Source organism: Njordella aestuarii (assembly GCF_056494165.1).
In genome coordinates, this window is record NZ_CM151397.1 from 6,465,338 (window position 1) to 6,483,989 (window position 18,652).

The following is an 18,652-nucleotide window of genomic DNA, read 5'->3' on the forward strand; positions in this document are numbered from 1 at the left end:
AGGTGCCGAAACAGAGCTCCATAACGCCAACTTTCGCTCAACTGCTTATCACTACCTTCTTCATTATGTACGCATAGACCGCCAGTATCAGAGCTGCTGCGATCAACAGAAGTGCAACCAAGTAAAAACTGCTAAGAGTGGCTACGAGCAGTGCCGCCCAACTCAAAAGTCGCCACGGCCCTTGCTGAAGACTTGCTGCAACTGAATCCAAGAATGATCGACTCGCCATCGCTCCAGCGACAATCAGCAAAGGCAGCATCCAAACAAACACTAACGCAAGTGAATCTCCCCGGATTTGCTGCTGGTCTTCGCTGAAAAATGATCCCCAATACAATCCGCGTTCGTCAAACGCCACCCATTCGTTAATAGATTCTTCCGCTGGAAAAAGCCTCGACACTCCGACATCTGCCCTCTCGTATTTACCTACCGGCCGTCCGACGGATACTCGCTCTCCAAACAAGCGATCATAGTCGTTGATCATTGGGAGCAAATCTGTGTTCTCACCCGCTGATCCTCGCCCCAACGCCCAAAGCGACTGATATGCGTGCCGCCATGGAGCCAGATAGGCATAACGATCGGCCGAATTAAGTGACGCTATCGCTCCACTATGCCCGTCAAGAATTGCCTGGATATCCTTGAGCAAAGTCGACGTGTGTGACGGCTCGTCTAGACCGTTACCGCCTTCAGCAGCCAATCTCCCCATTCCAACTCCACTGAAGAAACCTCGCGCAATATCGACTCGCCTGTTGTCCGCAGCCCTAACATAAAAGTCTGTCGTCGATAGCGATCTAATCCGGTCCTTCGTCACATTCGCCTGAGCACGGATTGCCACCCACTGAGGCAACTGGTCATCTTCCAGTTGCAATTGCACTGTCTGGTACGGTTGGCCAGCGTCGTTCTTAACTTCCGAGATCTGCCAGCTAACACGGCGAAGCCCTTTCGGCGCTGACACAACCTTGGCTGCAAAGACAATATCTTCGCTGGCACACAATTCAAACTGCGTTGTCCCATTGGGTTCTAACCAGATCGCTCCATCTATTTCCAATACTCCGTTTTCCAATTGTGCTTTAAGAATTGCTACCGGAATCCGGACCTGATTCGCATCCTTTTGTTCTAGATAGCCTCGCACAGGCAAAATGTCTTTGTAGCCGATACGATGTAGAGCCATATCTTTACTCGAAGCCAACGCCTCACCGAATACCAGCCTATCCGCATCCGAAACTGGCTGCCAATCTGCGACATCCCACTTCCAGTTGGGATACATTTCTGGCGAAGGTAGCGTTAATAGACAAGGCACAGATGCAGCTCCCAACACACGCATGCGCGGCACACTGATATTAAGCGTCGATTCCGACCTTGCACCTGTCACATTAAACGCAAACCCTGAGGCACCGTCTTCGTTCACGTTAGCTGGCAGCAAATACACATACGTGCCTTGAGCACGCTCGCCAAGAATTTTCGCCTCGGTTTCGAACACTACATTACTCACAAGTTCAGTCGGAATCACGACAACAACTCCCGAGTCTTGCAGTTCAGGTCGATAATAGCCTTGTACGCGGTACTCCCACCGGTCTGCCTGAAAGCTAAGCTTGGCCTCCATGCGTTCCAATGGCGTCTGCACTTGAGGACCCGACTCAAAGAGAATACTAGCCAATTGGCGGTCGGGAAGAGAAAAATCACTATTGGAGGAACCATCAGTGGATAAATCTACCTGATAAGGCACAGACTCCTCACCTCGAACTTGGACTTCGTACCACGCGTAGTCAAGACCTCGGGTGCTACCCTCAACAACTTCCGTACGCTCAAGGCGACCAGATGGAAGTTGACGAAATTCGATCGGAATTCCAATAGCCTTGGCAAGACTGTATTCCGACTGGACGGTGCGAAACCCTTCCCAATAGATAAGCGGTAAAGGTTGTGAGATCTCGGACGAAACGGCCGCTCGTGCGCGCAAAGTGACATTAAAAACGTTCTCGGTTTTAGGATCCAAGAATGCTTTAAGTCGCCCGAGCTCAGGCGTGACCATTGCGTAGGTGAACAGCACATCGGCTCCGTTCACCTTTACGGATTCAATTTGAATTTTACTATCTACGAGCCATGATTGTATGGTCCGGTTGTTGGTAGAGCGAACCGGTATGCCCTTCCACTCAACTGCCACTGCGTTTGTATCCACGGCATATTCAACTACAACTCGCGCATCGGGAATCTCTAAGTCCGAAGTCCTTCTTCGCAGAATCGCCGAGTTTGAATTGTCTGGTATTCGCACAACCGTTCCTGGCGCCAGGTCGCCGTTGCTTGCGAAGGACGACGTCAGAGGAGAGGCAATCTGTGGCACCCAAGTGTTAACACCGTCTATCGCCCAAACATCTTTAGAACTGTTGGCTATACGCAGAACGCGACTGTTCTGCCGAGCCTCCAGAATCTTGAATTCTGGTAGCGACAAGCTAACGACTGCCTCATTAACAGGCCGCCAGTAAATCTCGAAACTTAAAGTCCCATTTCGCGCAGACGAAGCGCTGCTGATGTCCAAAATAGCTCGATTCTTTGCGATGCTACCTTGCGTTTCAATAGGCGTCATTCGCGATGAATTAAGGCTGCAAGCAACGGGTTTCCACTGGCTGTTCCATTCAAGTGTAAGGTAGTCTGAATTAGTCAACCCTGTAACTCGCACCCTTGTATTTGCTAGGGGTGTCTTCTGGCGCAGTACAATCTGAGCCTCACTGTCGTACTGTAGCATCTCAGTAGGCCCCGTAAGCACGTTGCTGGCAGGCCAAGTCACGGTAAATCGCTGAATCGGTCCCAATGGGATCTCAGGTGACAAGGCGTCGTTAAGCTGCTTGGTCCCGTCTGAAACTTTTGGAATCGGCAGATCGCTATCGATCGTGAGCGTCGCAGCGGCACATGGAATGATCCCGCTGGAATGACTGATTTCATCCGTTGCCGACTTACCGACTCGCAATTGCGAATGAACTTCAATGTCAAAAGTACCCACTCGTTGCGGCGACCAGATTAAATTTGGTCCAAGGTTCGTCAAGTTACGGCCAAACGATTCGGGCTTCCCATCCACCATTAGCTTTTGAAATACGGTATCCGAAATATCCCAGGGGATCTGTACCGAAGCATCTGCATCGTCGATCCGCAGTTTGTATCGATTGATCATCGAAGCCGTTCGGCTGGCTGCAATAGCTCTTTCATTTCGATACCGGATCACGTGAGAGGCGTTCAATAGGCGAAATGAATCGCCAGCTGATTCCCCCGCCGGCCCTTTGAGCAGCGAATCATCTTCATCAAGAAGCACATAACCAGCGATTTGCATTGTTCCCGGGTCTATTGGAACAAAAATGTTTTTCTTGGATTCTCCCTTCTCCTCTGACGCGGCGCTTTCTTCTGAGAAAGCGATACCGTTAGTGGGTGTTTGCGCGTAACACGCACATGCATGACATATCGTCGCCAACAAGACAACGCCAGCAGTCAGCCAGCGCTTTCGCAATCCATATCTGCCTCCCTTACTGTGATCATTTACCTGAAAGGATCGCGTCGGTTCCTCAGACGATGCAAGCATTGGTTGCGCGATTCGCTGCAGAAACGCAAACAGTAAACCAACTGCTGAGCCCAGCAAAGTTAGCGAAGCCACTGGTCCAAACCCGACCTTCACAAATATCACCAACAGCGACGATAAAACGATGATAGGTGCAGTCCGATGTAAGCGAGATAATGCTGCAAACATCGTTGTTGCGAGAAGAAAGAGTATCCATCGCTGAACTAAGATTGCATTGACCTCCGTAATCCGCAGCACGCCATCTTGCGATGATGGCTCAACAACAGCGCCACCAAAACCAACGACTTCATGCGACAAACGTCGTTGTCGATCAACATTGTCGCCAGGAGTCCATAAACTGCCCAGCCTTAATCCTTCCTTGTTCAATTCTCCAATCCAATCGTTGGCATCGGAAGTAATAAGAAGATTGGCCCACATCCAAGGCCGCCGCGACATGCGCGCCTCAGACTTGTTTTGCTGGGCACCTGGAAGCGGATCGGCTAAAGTAAAATTGTCGGTCGCCCAAACCTCATGCTCGCTTCTGAGCGAATGGACATTAGTTATTACCTTCGGCTGCTTGATCTGTGCATTGCCAAACTTAAAGTCAAGCTTTGGCCCTCTCCAACGCAGCACTACACGATCTGGACGACTTCTGACATCGTTGTATCGAAGCGACATTTTCCAAATTTTGTTGTCGCTCTCTACGGTGCTTGAGTAATTCAATGGCTGGCCATCCCCTACAATTTCGACCAGATCCCAAACTACCGGCAATTGAAAAGAAAGCTCTTCTACAAATGTGCCACCCAAGAAAACTTCTTGCTCTAAAAGCAAACTTCCGTCCCGTTGAACGTAAGTACGCTGGTGCAATGTATCTACCACGCGTGTAGCTGGTATATCGTCGGCGACACGGAAAGTTATCGAATCCGCGTATGGAGGCAGTTCGTAGGCATCAAAATCGTCCTCCAGTTTTTTGCCCAACAACAGTGCAGAAGATCGAGCTAGCGAATCAAATAAACTCGACTCTTCCACACTGATATTTCGCAACACGAGCGGTTTGCCTCCATCTCTCGTAAGCAAACTTATGTTCTGGTTTGATAGCAGTAGATCTCGCTTGCTGGTCAGTTCCGCCAGTTTCGGAAGCTGAATTGAACCTTCACTAATTCGACTCGAATACACACATTCTAAAATGAAAGCGTCGTTTACCACTTTATCGAAACGAAACCTGGCAAGTGGTCTGCTGTCGTCGCGTTGATTTTCGATGTCGCCGACCGAGCGCCGCTCGCCTAGTATCATGCTCTTCCAGTCTTGCAACTGAGAACCATCGCCAGAAAGAACACGCCATAGAACTGGAGTATCTTCGACTGGAAGATGCACATCAATTCTTGCCAATCCAACCTGATCAGGAACGCATTCAATCAGGAAGCGAGACTCAGTTTTATCGCGATCAACGCGGACGTGATGCAAAGTTCGAACCGAGAGGTCCGGGGGTTGCCGTACCAACGTAACGGACGGAAGCAGTAGTGAATCGACATTTACCGTCAAGCTTTTCGTTTTGCTGTCAACAAGGCTTTCCTGCCACGCGTCGAGTGTGACGGTATTCATCAATCCATAGAGCATTGCGTTTTCGTGGAAAACGAAACCTTGCTGCGGTGTGTATACTGCAGCGCACGCTTGCTCAATTCCCAGAATTTCGAAGGGGACTGATTGCGGCATTGCAATAAGTTGCTCATTACCTTTTGCAATAGCAGTATCGGCAGCAGTTCTTGTCCGAAACTTTAGCTCCAAATCAACACGCTGGTTTTCAATCCCAGCAAGGCACACAAGCTCGAAATGATTGGGCTTGTCTCCGATTGGCTGCGCTTGAAAACTTATGTCAGAACTGATTGCCCGAACAGACTCCAGCTCCCATGAGTCAAGAACTTTCATGTGAAGCAAATCCCATGGTTCTGCCGTTGGATTCAACCTCACAAAGGCCGTAGCCTTCGCTATATCTTCCTCGTTCGTGAGCAAGAGTAAGCTTTGAGCCCGTGGACGGCTCACTCGAGGACTGAGCAACATCTTGGCATTCGGCTTTTGAACAGCCCAGGAAAAGTCGATACGCCCCATCCCTCCACGTTCCGTTGTACCACTACGCGATGTTATCTCGGCATCATGCAGTTCGAAATCTGCCAGCTCCCAGTCAGAATGTAAGCTGATCGAACCGCGGCCTTCAATCGCTAATGCCCCATGAAGTCGGATACCAGGCAGTGTCGTTAGACGGCGATTCTCTAAATCCGTTGCGTTCGAAAGGACATCCAGTGGCCAAGACGAAGACGCAGAGATTACCAGCCTGTGCTGCGTCGTGACACCCTGTCCCTCGGATTCAACTGGCAACAAACGGATCAGATTTTCTTCAGCATCAAACGACCAATCGATCTTTTGCTGGTCCCAGGTCAAATTGCGTATACGCACGCGAGGATCAATTTCCAGCTCAAGGACCGAAGGTGTCGCGTCATCTTCAATTACGAAACTAGCGTTTAACTCTAAGCCAGCACTCTGAACAATCCAATCTAGTTGCTCGGAGTTAAACAGAAGTTGCGTATTGAGTTGAAGCGACTCTTTCTTGCGTATCGCAACTTTTAACAGCGTCTGTGCACCACATTCAAACTCCCAGAAATCAACTTGGTCAGACGGACTTGCTCCAATTAACTGAGCGAAAACACTTGCAAACTCTTTATCAGACCGACGCACGGGAACGTTTGATTCGATGACTTCGAAATCCCTTGGCATCAGCACACGGAAGGTTGCTTTCGCAGCCCATGGCAAATAGATTTCGTACACTTTGATGTCAGATGCCACTGACGTCGCCTGAGGCATTTGCTGCCATCCAAGCTTAAGCCGTTCACCTGCTGCCGCCTCAAACTGAGCATGACCATTGCGACCAAACCCGCTGGGTACGGCCCAAGCGTCACCATGACTGTCGACGCTTGAAAGCATCTCCTGGGAAAGCATTGCAGGCGAAAATGGCTTAAGCTCAAAAAGGTTCTGGCTATTTTCGGAAAGCGCCAGTTCAGCCGTGCCGTAAAGAGTGTCGTTGATTAGCTCTACATTGTATTCAGCAGATTCAAGTACTTTATTGTCAACAACTTCCTTAGCCGCCAAGCTCAAGAGCAACTCCTTGAAAGGCAGCTTCAGGTACCCCTCCCCTAGTCGAGCGTCAACGTCGTTTACATCCTCAAACGTCCATCGATAGCCGCCATCTTTGAGAGTTTCCAACGCCGACGACGCTTCTTTTGGATCGTTCAACGAAGTTTCAGCCTTCTCCTGCGCCGCTGCAGTACCAGCAACTACGAAGATTACCGCAACGAATACGAACGTAAGATTGGAGAGAAAACTGAATCGCAATTTAGTTTTTGAAACCATGCTCACAGCCCCTCAACTACACTGCTCGCACCTGCTTCTCGCGATTCGAGCTTATGTCGCTCTGCTGAATCAATTTGTACGGACTTCGTCGAACCGACAATACTGTTAGGGCCTCGACCAAAGCTCTCAACAGACGAATCAGTGCTGCGATTTTCGCTGGAACCTTCTGTTCCAAAGTCGACTGTGTTCGCGGGCGCAACGACTGATGACGCACCCCTCGATCGATTGGCAAACACACTCCGCTGATAAACGCGCCGATGAATACTCCAGCGCAAAAGCAACAACACGGCGACGAAGAAAAGTGATGCAGCGATAGCCTGCGTAACGATAATAGCCAAATCGGTTGAAACCGTTGCAAAAACGGTTGCAATCGCTGCTGTAACTCCCAACATCCACACGGTCCGCAGTGCAGGAATATATAGCAAGAGACACGTCACAACGATACATAACAAGCAAACGGGCGCAAACAGTACGTAACGAGGCACGATAAACACATACTGCGCTTTTTCCCGTGAATCCTTACCAAACTCAGAAGCTAAATTAGTAAACAGGTAACGGTTCGCTTCAACTCCAAACGCTGGTTGCTCTGTCGCCCGCGTCAAAAGCTCCAACTCCTTCTGTTGCATAACACTTTGACGTTGCAGCGAAAGCCCGTTCCATTGCCAATTATATTCAGGCATGAGACGCGCCGACGCAGTCCATAAATGGTCATACTCAGGCACCAATACCTGCCAGATCTTCGGCGCTGGCTCATTCGCGTCCTTGATGCGAGGAAGCACTTCCGGCACTCGATCGATATAGTTTCGCGAAACTCTGGACCATAACCAGATCTCAATGGTATACCTTCTGACAGCCGGCAGTACCGTCTGCAAATCGCCACTGTTTGGTCCGACATCATTGGTCGCGTTTGACGGCGAAATGCCCTCGCTTTCCGGCGACGTTTTGACTGCAGTTGAGGGTGATCGGGGCAGCATAATAATTAAAGAAGATGTCCCCTCGACACGCTGCGGCTCGATGCGTTGTCCGTCAACTAAAACGCTGGTTAGATTGCTTATATCCGCATTCGCTAGCTCCAGTTCGAGTTGCCTAGCAGCAGTCGATAAATCGACGACGCAACGATCGCGACGATCAGAATTATTAAGCGCTGTTTGCAACCAGACTTGATTGATTTGAACTGCCGCTGGTCGCACCAGAGCCAATCGTTCAAGCTTCATCGGTAATCGCCCGACAGAATCCGCTAACAATGTCGGCTCAGCAACTTGTCCTGGATACACCGTTACAACGCGACCATTGGCGATGAAGTCTGCCTTCCAAGCTGCGTCCACTGCTAGTTTCACATGCTTGTCAACAGTCATCAAAGGACTATCCGAAAGCAAATACGGGATCTCAAGCGAACTACTTTCTACTTCAGATGCACTGCCGCCAGGTGTCGATTCATTTTTAGGCTGCAAAGGTACTGACATGCCCAACTGCAAATCGAACTGCTCCGGTGTTTCACCTAGTTCTGGTAGCACGACTACCCAACCTTCAGGAATGCTTGCAGGCAAAGACTCGTCCGTTTCCGCGTCAACTTCGACGGGAGCAACTTGGCAACGCACTCGTGCGCCATTCAGTGTAAACACAGACGAAGATAGTAGCGGTACTGCTTCGCCGGTTGCAATAAGATCGGCGGCTACCACATCGGGCACAATCAACTGGAATTTCAGGTCTTTCCAATTGTTCTGACGAATCTTCCAAGTCTTTTGTACCCGATAACTGTCTTGATCAATCCGAACATCGGTTTCAACCATTTGAGTTGCGAGGTTGGGCTTTCTGCGTAACGTACTTTTCCATGCGGGAGCGCCGCTCCGGTCGTTGAAAAGATAGGCCTGAAAAAGAGTGACCTCTTCCGCTTTTAGAATGCTTGCGAGCAGTGGAGGTTGCTCTTCTACCGCGGTCAATGACTGGAGTTGGATGGCTCGCTTTTGAACCTGCCAACTGGGTGCGGCAATCGCTAACCAACCATTTCCAACGTCGTTCACAGCCTCGCCTTGATCATTTAGCCATACAATCGAAGGAGGCTTGATTTCGACGTCGATATTGCCCGAGGCTTGATCCACCGGCAGCGGCTTGAGCAAACTCAACTTTATAACCCGTCCATTTGCTGTAGCGACCGATCCTGTTGGGTCGCTGCGGCGATAAAGACTCACTGGATCAAAATGAACTGTACCGTTGGCATCTTGATTGTATTCAATTGCTTGCCCGCTCTGGTTCCAGACAATATCCTTTACTATCCAATCTCCAAGCTCAATCTCAAGGCCAACCATTTGAGATGGGTCAGTAGAAAAGTTGAGCAAGCCAGTCAGCTCGATCGCTTGACTGTTCAGTGTAGCCAAGAACTCTGGGCGATACTGCAATTGAGTTACCGATTCTTGAATAGCCGCAGTGATGTCGACCGGCGTTCGCGAAAACTTGAACGTGTAGTTCAGAAGCTCCGTCGGACCTGCCTCAATTGATCGCTTGACTAAACTGCTGTTTTCACCAGTCTTCCACTTCAGTTGCGATTGAGCTGGAAGCAATACCTCGATAACTCCGTCATGCCGTTCCGCTGATTCAATACCGATCGTCTGAAGCGAAAAATCCTGCCCCAGTTTGGCTGGCGGCTGCCACGTCCAGCGAATTTCAATCGGATTCGTTCCCTTCGCGATCTCCTCGGCAGTCACGCGCAACTGCAATCGTGCGCCCGAGTTTAGCGCAGGGTCCTGGTCGGAGTTGGGCGGAGGGTTACGCAACGTTATCGTCCATCCGGCCCGAACCGTAGAATCCGTCACAGGCTTCCATTCGCTGTTAGGCGGTAATCTCAGCTCAAAATCGCGTGTTCCAGCATCGCTAATCGAATTGACGACCAACGTCGTCAGGGCTTCCCACCCCGTACCATCCAAACTCGCCTCAAAGCGGGTGATACTTTTAATTTCTGTCGACTGAACCGTCTTATTTGAATTGGACTCGGTCCAAGCAAGCTCGCTGGAATCACCGATTCCGATTCGATCAACCAAAAGCGAGTTTTCGAGCTCGCGCAGTTCCAATTTTTGGTTAGGCCCTTCCGACCAAGTCACATCGTTGGCTAACATGGGAAGGCTGATGGTTGCCTGACTGATAACATTGGGCAGATCGAATTGAACAGTTCTTTTCCGTCCGCTCGATTCAATCTTGATATAACCTTTCAGCGTCAGCTCGCACTTTCTCCCCGTGATGTTCTCTCCAGGTGGCTCGGCTGGGCTCGTCAAGATTTCCTTGAAAACCTCGCGCTGCGTATCCGGAAAAAGCTCCCATACGATGCCCGTGTCCATACTGGCTAGCAACTGAGACTGGACAGCGGAAGCGGTCGGAGCCTGAGATCCGTTTAGCGGCGGCGGGTCGCGGAATTCGGAAGCCGCACTCGTGTCGGCATTAGCTGGCAATATTCTGGAATCCAAGTGGCCCGCAGATGTGAATTCACTTACGATCATATTTGAAAGACCGAGTGGAATTCGGACAGGAACAAACGAAGGACGGTGCACCTGCGCAGTTGCTTGCAATGTAAGTTTAACAAATCCATTTTCAACTTCGCCATTCAGCTTCACCGACTCCAAAGTTACTGGATCGGTCGCATTTGCCGCAGACAACAACTGCTCGTTCAAAAAACGCTCGATACGCTGAAGTACTTCATATTGCATCCGAGGCAGTTCGACTGTACCGTCGGAATCTAGCTCCTCGGCCTGCTCTGCTTGTTCATCTGCCGTCACTGGGTTAGGTGGCGATAGCGGGGGAGCCTTTTCGGGGGCACCTTCCTGAGCAACGCAAACCACCGCCGCCGACGCCATCAGGAAAACGGCAGCCCAGCAAGATCGTACCACCGTAAAGCGGGCCAACACCAATGCAGTCAGAACGCAATTGTGTTTGCATCCCAGTTGGTATAGGAGTGTGACGAGCTTTTGGAAGAACATGGGGATGATCGTCACAGGTAGCTTATGTAAAGTACTCCAGCCTTCTGGAAAACGGCTGAAGTAAACTGAGATGAGGAGCAGGTTGCTGGCAAACGTTGATTTGATCGAACTATAAAATACTGGTCAGTGCGAACTTGCTATCCAGAGCTCGATTTACTGGAAGGCTTGCAGATTCTCGATGTTGGGAGGGTCGCTTCCACGCGAAAACGAGGCGGGCCCAGCACTACATTTTACGCAAACCCCGCAGGCTTTTGAACCAGCAAAGTCCCCATCTGCCACATTGTTACGTGAAAGGACCGGCCTCCCTGCCCGCAAAATCGCAACAACCGCTAACCAACCTCAGAAATCTGTGACGCTCGCTCGATGGCTTGTTTTTCAAAATCGAAGCCGACCTGCCCCTTCCATGCCGCCAGGAGTGCTTTGTAAGCGTTTCCATCGATACCAGGCAAACTACGACCACCCAGCCCATGTCGACTTAAGTCAACGTTCGCAACCGCATGTATCTGACCGGTCGTACCTAGCAAAACCGCTTCATCTGCTTCCAACATTTCTCCGATCGGAATCGGACGTTTGCGAATCGAAAATTGCTCAGCCAGTTGCGACTCGAAACGCGACTGCGTGACGCTTGGCAGTATTGCATCTGCAGTTGGCGCGAACCATTCGCCACTTCGATTCACTACGAGACTCGCCAGGGCTGTGTCAGTTACGTTTCCAGTTAGATCGAGCAAAAGTGCGATCGATCTAGAATTTACGACCTGTGCTTCGCGTTGAGCTTGAAAGTAATGCAATCGACTGCGGACTTTAGCGGCTACCGGCCAGCAAGCGTCAGGTACATTTCGCACTGTCGACACGACAATCGAAACACCATGCAAGTAGTAGTCGCTGAGTCGCTTCCATGGCAAAGGCTCTAAGAAGGCCATCACAGTGGAGCGGCCCTCAACATCGTTCTGCATTCCGGCCGAGGCAAGGAAGCCGATTGCTGCGTCACCTTGTTCTTGAACCCAACTTCGATTCTGCTCGACTAAATCCGCTGCAATTTGCGCGAAGACTCCCTCTTGCAAAGCCGAGGCGCCGACCTCCAGCACACTCCGGTCAAATCGCTTGCGATACAATTCCAATGGCGGAAGCTGTTGATTGAACGTGCGCAGACGCTCGACGGCAATCGCACCCATCATCGGGCCAACATCATGCAATTCCCAGTGGATGTCCTTTCTCAGTCTCCACTGCCCGTTAAAGTAAGCAACCGTATTTTCGCCGTTCGACTGGTGCATATCCTACTCGGTATTTGCCTGACCTTTGATTGTCCGCTGCGCTACTTCCCAAACTGCAACCAAATGCACCAGATACTCTTGCGCAGACAGCGTCGCGATTTCGGTCGCTTCAATATCGAACAGCCAGCCTTCACCATACTTATCGACATTGATAACCGACGGATCTCGGATCACTTCGGCGTTGATGTTTTGCAAGGTACCAGCGCATGGCGAATAGATTCCGCTTTCGGCTTTCTTGCTTTCGATGGAACCAATCTCTTGCCGGGACGAAACAGGCGTAGCTTCGGAAACATCGAAATCGATGAAATAGATATCTTGCAGCAACCGCACTGCATAGGCACTGAATCCGAATCGATAAACGCCATCACTGACGGGTATCGTCCACATGTGATTGCGAATGTAAGATCGATCGGTTGGAATTTCAGCAGCAAACTCGCCCATCATAAACGTGAGCGTTTCGGTCATGTATAGCGAACCCCGCGATGCTCTTCTTCAAAGAATGCAGGCAACAGCGAATCGACGCGAAGTAGACCCGCTGTTGTTAGATCGACACGATCGTTGTTAAAGCCCAGCAAGCCTTCTTCAGCATATTTCTGCCAAACATCATTCCATTCGCTGATGATATCAACATTGAATTTGTCCTGGAAATACTTGGTATGAAGCACTCCGCTCTTAAGCTGTAGCACCATTTCGCGAATCAGTTTCTGATGTGCCGTAGGTACAAAGGCTCGTCCCAGAGGCAGCTCGCTTCGCTCAAGCAGCGAATCAAGGTATTGAGGCATCTCGGGCCGATTCTGGTAGTGGACGCCGCTTGCATGACCAAAGCTTGCGATACCGGTTGCCAGCAAATCAGCGCCGCGCCACAGATGATCGCGATAGCTGAAGCTGACTTTGGATTTGTCCTTGATCAGTGTGTAGGCACTACTGATCGAATAGCCTGCAGCGCGGAATTCGTCATACGCATGTTCAACCCAAGCACGCTTGGTAGGCCAATCTGCAACGGGCGACTCCTTGTTGTTGCCTAACAAGTCTTTGGAATAGACCGTATTGTACGGAAGTTCCATCTGATAAATCGTAATGCTCTCCGGCGACAGTTCCAGCGTACGCCGAATATTCTCTTTCCAGTTGTCCCAAGTTTCTCCCACCATGCCCGAAATCAAATCGATGTTCACATTCGGGAATCCGGCTTCTCGGATCCATTTCCATGCATTGTCGACTTCGCGGCTCAAATGCGCGCGACCATTCTCTTCGAGAATTGCATCGCTGAAGTTTTCGATGCCCAAACTCAGTCGCGTAACCCCCATCTCGCGCAAGGTCTTGACCTTGGTCTCACTCAAAGTTCCGGGTTCGCACTCGAACGTGACCTCTTCAGCCTTGTCCCAAGATATATTGGCTCGCAAGCGATCGGCCAAACTGTTCAGTTGTTTGGGCGACAGGAAGCTAGGAGTTCCACCACCGAAATATACGAATCGGAAAGGTCGATTGCCCATCACCGGCTGTTGCGAGACAATCTCAATTTCGCGGCATAGCGCCGAGACATACCGCTCGATCTCTTTTGCATTGACGTCCGTAAAGACTTTGAAATAGCAGAACTTGCATCGCTTCCGACAAAAAGGAATATGCAAGTAAAGTCCCAACGGCGTATCTGCGACAGGTGGGTTAGCCAGGGCAGCCTTGATGTCGGGCAGATAGTCTTCGCTCCACTGCGAATATGGGGGATAGTTCGAAATGAAATAGCTACCGACTTCTGTTTTGACTGTGTCGGTTGACATTACTGTTACCTATGAAGCGAGAGAGTATTTTTGCAAGCCAGCAACTGAGACCAAAATCGGATCGCGATTAGAGCTGGAACTGGGCGGGACGGACCATACTAACATCTTACCGAGCAGAAATCATCGAACCACCCATTTGCACAGGATATTTGCAGTAGTCCCACGAATTCTGGGAACCCGCTCCGACACTAAAGTTCTGCAATACCGTCAAATCTGGCTACTTTTGTAGACTTTCGGCTCCTAATGACCATGCTTGAATCGACTTTTGGCACCGCACGTAGAGCACGCCATCCACAAAGGCCGGGTGCGCAAACATGTTCCGCTCTTGAAAACCAAAAGTCGCTTCACCTTCGATGTGCGGCTTACCATCGCTGAATTTCACGAAAAGACATTCCGCATGCTCGGTCACTACGATCAAACCATCGGCCAACGCGATCAGCGAACCATAGCCGTGAAGCCTCTCATCCTTCAGCCGCCAAACTTCTTTCAAATTCGCATGCAGATCGAGCCCCACCAACCCACCTAGCCCGTTCGCGTCGATACCAATCAAGAGCCCGTTTACAACAACTGGTGAATGCATATCGGACAAAATTGCGTCGGAAGTTGCAACGACCTCCGGTTGCGCCGCATGGTTTACTGGCAATTTAAAAAGCTTCACCCCTCTGTCTTCGTTTACAGTAATCAGCAAACCTCGTTCAACAATCGGCGTCGGCACTTGAAACCCCGGTAGCAATTTTTTGGGAATCGACCAAGCTTGACTTCCAGTTTCTCGAAGATATCCGACCAGATCACCATCGTTATAACTAATGATGTGCGTGGAACCTCGCATGGAATATTCGATGGGAGATGCATACGAAGATTTCCCTCCGTTTGATAGCCATTGAGTTTCACCCGAGTCTAACTCAAGCAAGACCACATTCGACTCGGGAGAACCCGTTTGTATAACAATCCTTCCTTCCGTGTGCAACGGTGACGCAGTGTAGCCCCAATCGGGCATGGTACCACCGAAACTTTTGACCAAGTCCCTTTCCCAAACTTTGTCGCCGCTATCGATATCGACGCAGCGCAGAACACCTGTCGCTCCCAACGTCACGACGTACGGATCGACGATCAAGGGCGTCGCCCGAGGCGAATTACCATAGTCCAATGCAGTTGGCGCATCGTAAGAGAACTTCCAAAGTTCGGCTCCTGAGATAGCATCGAAACAGGTAAAGACGTCCTGATCATCTGCCGCGTTCCGCGATGACGCCACGACGAATTCGCTCGTTGCCGCCACACCGCCGATCCCAGCCGACGGCAAGTCCGCAGTCCATAGCAACTGCGGTTGGCTCCATGCCCCAAGCGACTCGTCAGAATGTCCCGAACGGTTTGCACCCCGGAACGACGCCCAACCAGACAGCTCTTGACCGACAGTCTGCTCGTTTAGCATGCCGAGGACGAGAAGGAAGCCCAGCAAGCTATAAACACTAGCGATAACACGCATAAGGGAAACAGAACCAATCTCTTGTTAAGCTCAGCCATGCCAATACGACCTGAGCGGTTCGCGTGGCTATTTCGATGACCGACCTTCAGCAACAGAAGGCGACGAGTCTTTCGAAAAATCGTACGGAACAAAACCCTCCTTACTTTCGATCGCCGTCAACAGTTCCGAACTCTTTGCTTCAAAAAGGACTTGCTGAATCGCTTGGATCGTGGCTTCAGGCACTGCGGAATTGACGAAAACGGTGACGAACGGAACCGGTTCGGTCTTTCCGACGATTCGCAGGTCACCCTTTTTGATGTTCCCGCAACCCTCCAAAAGCGGCGCAGCATAACTACTGATGACTGCTGCGGCTTTCGCGTTTGGTTCCATTGCCATCAATTCTTTGGCAGCGACACTGCAAGCGTCACAGGCTCGTGAATCAGCAGCAACGGACACTTCCCATTCCTCAAGCGTAAGTTTTGGTGCGGTCCATTTTTCATCGCAAGTATCGGGCCCGAAGAGAATCGTGTGGTTTTCTAGATCCAGCAGCGAGGCAGCCGAAGACTCGCGCCGAACCACGAAATACCCCTGCTGCGTCGTACTTCCCTCTTTGTCCGTCAGCGAGGCCAACGGTTGAACTTTCAGTTTTTGCCGTTCGGCCTCGATACGCACGACGGACTCTTTGCCAATAATAATGTCGGCCTTGCCGTCTGTTTTTTCTTTCATGGCCGTCGCCAACGATTCCGACCAAGCTACTTCCACCGGACGCTGAAGCTTCTCGGTCATGTAAGCAGCCAAAGCTTCGTATTTTCGCTGCGCATAACCTTGCACACAATCACACGCGAGCGGTCCAGCGAGAGGGTCCATTACTACGAGTTGCAAAGGGTCTGCCGATGCTTGAACCCAGGATCCAAAGGGGATGGGTGCACTCCAACAATCGGTCGCTGGTTCCTCTTGGGCGATTGCCTTTACCGCGAAAATCCCGCCGGTATGCATGCTGCTGTTTAGCATTGCCGCTTGAAGCATTGCCAACAATGCTACACCGCTCATCATTCGAAAAAACATGCGAAACCTCGTATGACTTGAAGGAACATTGGAAAGCAATCTACCGCTGGGTCTCAGCTATGGATTCGTATGGCTATGGATTTGAGGAGTCTTGCTTGGCAAGCGCCGTACGTTTGAATCTGATTGAAGCATTATCTAGCTTTGAAGCGCGATCTCCATAGAACCAATCGAACGTCGCCTCGTCTTCACTCAGAAAACGCACTGTGGCACCGAACGAAGCCACACCCTGCTCGACAATCACGAAGTCGACTGAATCGCTCGTTCCCCCGACGATTTCCCAGCTTCGCTCGCCGCTGATCACAGCCGTTTGACCTTCGCCCATCAGAGATTCGAGCATCTTCTTGGTACTGTCGGAAACATTTACTGGCGTAGTTGCGACCACGGTGCTGAACTCGCCCTCGGGTAGCAATTGGAATGATTTGTATTGGTCCAGAATGTAGCTCGCCATCGTGTAGTCGTTTTCCGAAGAAGCTTCAGATTTTCGATCGCTCACCCATGTTCCCAATAACTTCTTGCCAAATTTGTCACTGGCAAGTCTTGCCTCCTTCTCTTCCTTTGTCTCTCCGACGGCCTGATCTTTGGGCAACAGCACAGAAATATTGTTGCCGCCAATATTCATGAAGTAGTACCAATCTCGAGTGGAATCATGAGCAATGGCTACATGCTTACATCCGCCGCCGATTTTTGCCGTGCCGACATACTCAATAAAGTTGCCTTGCTTGTCATAGCGTTTGATATGCCCAATACTCGATTCAGCCGTCAAGATATTGCCATTGGCATCACATCGAATATTCATTGGGTTGCAGCAACTGCCCCACCCTTCAAAGTCTTGACCAGCGCGGTTTCCGAAGCCCGAAATTCGATTCCCGTCGCGATCGAATCGTCCGACTTCGAACTTGGTATTCTCAGCAACCAGCAGCTCGTCTCCATCCGCTTGAATGTCAAGCTGTCCGCAACAGCCGCTCAGATCGCGATTGACAACCGTCGATTCGGCGAGTTCAAAATCAAATCGTCGGAGCTCGTACCCATAATCGGCCATCGATAGAATTGCGACAAACACGTCGCGGTTCGTGACAGCCAACCCCGTAACTTTCTGCGATGCCTCCGAAACTGGGACAACATCATCTGCAGCCGATCCGTCCACGACAGTTTTAAGTTCCTTACGTTGCTCCTTCAAGAGCTCTAGCCGTCTCTCCGCCCGTTCCAACACACGGGGCGTGGCCTTCGCGTCACCCCCTATCTGTGCTTCCAGCCGTTCAATTTGAAAGTCAAGCCGCTTCAGTTGGTGTTCGTACGCTTCGGCAAGCTGTTCGGCCTGCTGTCTCCGAAGTTCCTTAATCTGCTCAATCTTCTCTGGATCATTCGCGGCATTTGGCAAATCCACTGTGAGCTGAACTTCCCCGGCCGCAGAAAGCTTGGCAATTTTGTCGGCACCGGCAACATAACAAACCGTTTTGTCCGGAGTAAAATTTATAGCCGTTGGGACAAACGCGAGATCGATATGACCGACCAGCTCTCCTTCTGGTGTCATCTGCAGCACACGGCCTCGATTGGTATCATCACAGCATAACCAAAGGTTACCATCAGGAGCGAGGCAGTAAGTGTTGAGCTGCAACTTGCGACCTTCATACATCGGTTCGACACTTCGAAAGGCACGATGCGTCGCAAGTTCGCTCAGCTTGGCTGCCTCAGCGTTCTTGATGGGCGAGACGTCCAGCCCTGTTTCTCCGTACTCTTGCAAAAGCCACAAGCGCTCGTTCGCGGCTCGCTGCGAAGCATCCCACCAAAAAGTTAACCCGCCAACGATCAAAACGACGCCCGCAATGAAGAACAGTTTGGACTTTGGCATACTCGAAACTCCCAGCGACAGGTCACGAACAGCAGCACAGAAAAGGACATGAGAGCAGGACAGTAACCGACAGAAGCACCAAACCCGCTCCAGTGCAAGACCTCCAATTTAGCATATCAGCGCAGCGGCAACAACAATTCTGGCGTTTCTGGACCGCTCCCAGTCAATCGAATGCTACCTAAAAACGTGGTGTATTCGCGGCGGGCCCTGAAAAAGCTGCGATGCGGTTTGAGAAATGTAAGTAAACTGCGGGCGTAATGGAAAAGGCATGCAGATTCCGCCTGAAGGTGGTACTACGATCGATTCCGCCTGAAGGCGGTGCTACGAA

The 18,652-nt window shown here is 50.8% G+C and carries 8 protein-coding genes; all 8 read right to left on the reverse strand.

Features of this window, described 5'->3' with window-relative positions; all coding sequences use genetic code 11:
• Positions 1 to 37: 37 nt before the first annotated feature.
• Positions 38 to 6,940, reverse strand: a complete 6,903-nt coding sequence (locus SH451x_RS25245; protein WP_479360083.1) for a hypothetical protein — start codon at positions 6,938 to 6,940, stop codon at positions 38 to 40.
• 2 nt (positions 6,941 to 6,942) lie between these two features.
• Complete coding sequence (locus SH451x_RS25250; RefSeq protein WP_479360085.1) at positions 6,943 to 10,905, reverse strand: hypothetical protein; 3,963 nt, start codon at positions 10,903 to 10,905, stop codon at positions 6,943 to 6,945.
• 329 nt (positions 10,906 to 11,234) lie between these two features.
• Entirely contained in the window at positions 11,235 to 12,176 is a 942-nt protein-coding gene (locus SH451x_RS25255) for an aminotransferase class IV (protein WP_479360086.1), read from the reverse strand.
• Positions 12,177 to 12,179: 3 nt separating this feature from the next.
• The gene (locus SH451x_RS25260; protein ID WP_479360087.1) at positions 12,180 to 12,641 is read right to left on the reverse strand and encodes a glycine cleavage system protein H; all 462 of its coding nucleotides are present in this window, start codon (positions 12,639 to 12,641) and stop codon (positions 12,180 to 12,182) included.
• Positions 12,638 to 13,948 carry a coproporphyrinogen-III oxidase family protein gene (locus tag SH451x_RS25265; protein ID WP_479360088.1) on the reverse strand — a complete coding sequence of 437 codons (1,311 nt, stop codon included), beginning with the start codon at positions 13,946 to 13,948 and terminating at the stop codon, positions 12,638 to 12,640. Before SH451x_RS25265 ends, SH451x_RS25260 begins: the two co-directional genes overlap by 4 nt.
• 217 nt (positions 13,949 to 14,165) lie before the next feature.
• Positions 14,166 to 15,431, reverse strand: coding sequence for an outer membrane protein assembly factor BamB family protein (locus tag SH451x_RS25270; RefSeq protein WP_479360089.1), 1,266 nt, complete (start codon positions 15,429 to 15,431; stop codon positions 14,166 to 14,168).
• A gap of 66 nt (positions 15,432 to 15,497) precedes the next feature.
• Entirely contained in the window at positions 15,498 to 16,475 is a 978-nt protein-coding gene (locus SH451x_RS25275; RefSeq protein ID WP_479360090.1) for a PhnD/SsuA/transferrin family substrate-binding protein, read from the reverse strand.
• A 73-nt stretch (positions 16,476 to 16,548) separates the two neighbouring features.
• On the reverse strand, positions 16,549 to 18,324 hold the full coding sequence (locus tag SH451x_RS25280; protein WP_479360092.1) for an NHL repeat-containing protein: 1,776 nt from the start codon (positions 18,322 to 18,324) through the stop codon (positions 16,549 to 16,551).
• Positions 18,325 to 18,652: the final 328 nt, after the last annotated feature.